A 2,216-nucleotide genomic window follows, 5' to 3' on the forward strand; every position below is an offset into this window, starting at 1 on the left:
CGATGATGTCTTTGTGAGCTGGCTGCCTCTCTACCACGATATGGGACTGATCGGCGCCTGGCTGGGAACCCTCTACTTCGGCATTCCACTGGTCGTCATGTCCCCGCTGACGTTCCTTGCCAGGCCCATCCGGTGGCTGCAGGCCATCCAGGCCTATCGCGGGACACTCTCGGCAGCCCCCAATTTCGCCTATGACCTCTGTATCGCGAAGATCGCCGACGAAGAGTTGGCCGGACTTGATCTCAGTTCGTGGCGACTGGCATTCAATGGCGCGGAAATGGTCTGGCCAGAGACACTGACGCGTTTTGGCAGGCGGTTTGCCCCCTACGGGTTCCACCCCGAGGCACTCGCCCCGGTCTATGGGTTGGCCGAGTGTTCCGTGGGACTGGCCTTTCCACCATCCGGCCGCGGCCCGCTCATCGATCGTGTCCAGCGAGCCTCCTTCATGCATACCGGTCGCGCGGTCCCCACCGAGTCCGACCAAGCCTCCGCACTGTCTTTTGTGTCTTGTGGGCCACCCTTGCGCGGCCATGAATTGCGCATCGTGGATAGCTCCGGCCGTGAGCTGGATGAACGGCAAGAGGGCCGAGTGGAGTTCAGAGGGCCATCGACCACGCGCGGCTATTTCAATAATCTCCGGGCCACGGCGCAGCTGTTCAGGGACGGGTGGCTTGATAGTGGAGACCGGGGGTACCTCGCCGGCGGCGAAGTGTTTCTCACGGGACGCGTGAAGGACATCGTCATTCGTGGCGGGCGCAACATCTACCCCCACGAAGTGGAGGAGGCGGTGAACGAGATACCGGGGATCAGAAAGGGCTGTTGTGTCATCTTCGGCAGTCCTGATCCGGCCTCGGGAACCGAACGGCTCGTGGTTCTCGCTGAAACACGCGAGAAGGGCCAGCGTGAACGACAGCAGCTGCGCGAGGCGATTAACGAAGCCGTCGTCGAGGTGTTGGGCGAACCGGCCGACCAAGTGGTGCTGGCACCACCGCGGACTGTGCTCAAGACCTCCAGCGGTAAGTTGCGCCGTTCCGCCACGCGAGCACTCTTCGAGGCGGGAATGGTCGGTGAGCACAGGCGTCCCGGATGGTGGCAGGTCGCCAGTCTCGCTGCGGGCGCAGTGATTCCCCAGTTGCAGCGTTGGGCGACAAGGGCAGTGGATGTGGTGTTTGCGGTCTGGGCCTGGGCCGTGCTCTGTCTGGTGGCGCCAATGGTCTGGCTCGTCACCAGTGTCACCACGCGTCCTGCTTGGGCTTGGGGCGTCGGCCGGGCCGGCGCGCGGCTATTAATACGGTTGACCGGAACGCCACTCACGGTGAGCGGACTGGAGCATGTGCCGCGCGGGACGCCTTGTGTGCTGGTAGTGAATCACGCCAGCTACCTCGACGGCATGGTTCTGATGGCAGCGCTGCCAGAACCGTTCGGCTTCGTCGCCAAGCGCGAATTGCGTGAGCAATTCATTCCGCGCGTCTATCTCCAGCGCCTGGGTGCAGAATTTGTTGAGCGCTTTGCCGCCCACGAGAGTGTGGAGGATGCTCGGAGGCTGGAGGTCGCGCTACGCGCCGGACGTGCGTTGGCGTTCTTCCCCGAGGGCACATTCACCCGTGTGTCCGGATTGCGGCCCTTCCGGATGGGAGCCTTTGTTGTGGCAGCCAACACGGGCGTCCCGGTCGTCCCGGCAGCGATTTGCGGAACGCGCACGATGCTGCGCGACGGCCGATGGTGGCTCCGGCGTGGCACGATCACCATCACGTTTGGCGCACCCTTGCTGCCTGTTGCGGACGCGCGCGATGCCTTTGCAGCAGCGGTGGTACTGCGCGATGCAGCCCGCGCTCATATTGTGCGCCACTGCGGCGAGCCGGACAGCCAATGAGAACCGCGTCAGGTCTTCCTCTCGGCGCCACAGCCGCGGGTTTCGAAGGTCGTTGAGCAGCCGGAATGTTGCGTCCCACCCACCAGGCAAGTGCGGGAGCTTGGAGAACGGATCACGTACGTAGCGATGCACAAAAGCAGGATCACCTCAAGGCTCTGCCGGTATGGTGATCGTTCAAATAGGTCAATAGTCAGGCCTGACACTATTTTTAATGGCGTAACGGTACCTCATTCGGGCTCAACGACCTCGAGGCGCTCATGAATGTCGCCTTTGAGGCGAAGGAGTGGATCACCGCTCATGCCCTGAAGCGCTGAGCGGTCTCAGGGAAGCCTCCGGTCCTCCC

At 63.0% G+C, this 2,216-nt stretch carries 1 protein-coding gene; it reads left to right on the forward strand.

The genetic code is table 11. The features are described from left to right. Positions 1-1,873, forward strand: a 1,873-nt coding sequence (locus OEX18_15855; protein MDH4338737.1) for an AMP-binding protein, incomplete at its 5' end; no start/stop codon positions are given. Positions 1,874-2,216 lie beyond the last annotated feature (343 nt).

The sequence above is a fragment of the Candidatus Krumholzibacteriia bacterium genome (genome assembly GCA_029865265.1).
In the GTDB taxonomy this organism is placed as follows: Bacteria; Krumholzibacteriota; Krumholzibacteriia; order WVZY01; family JAKEHA01; genus JAKEHA01.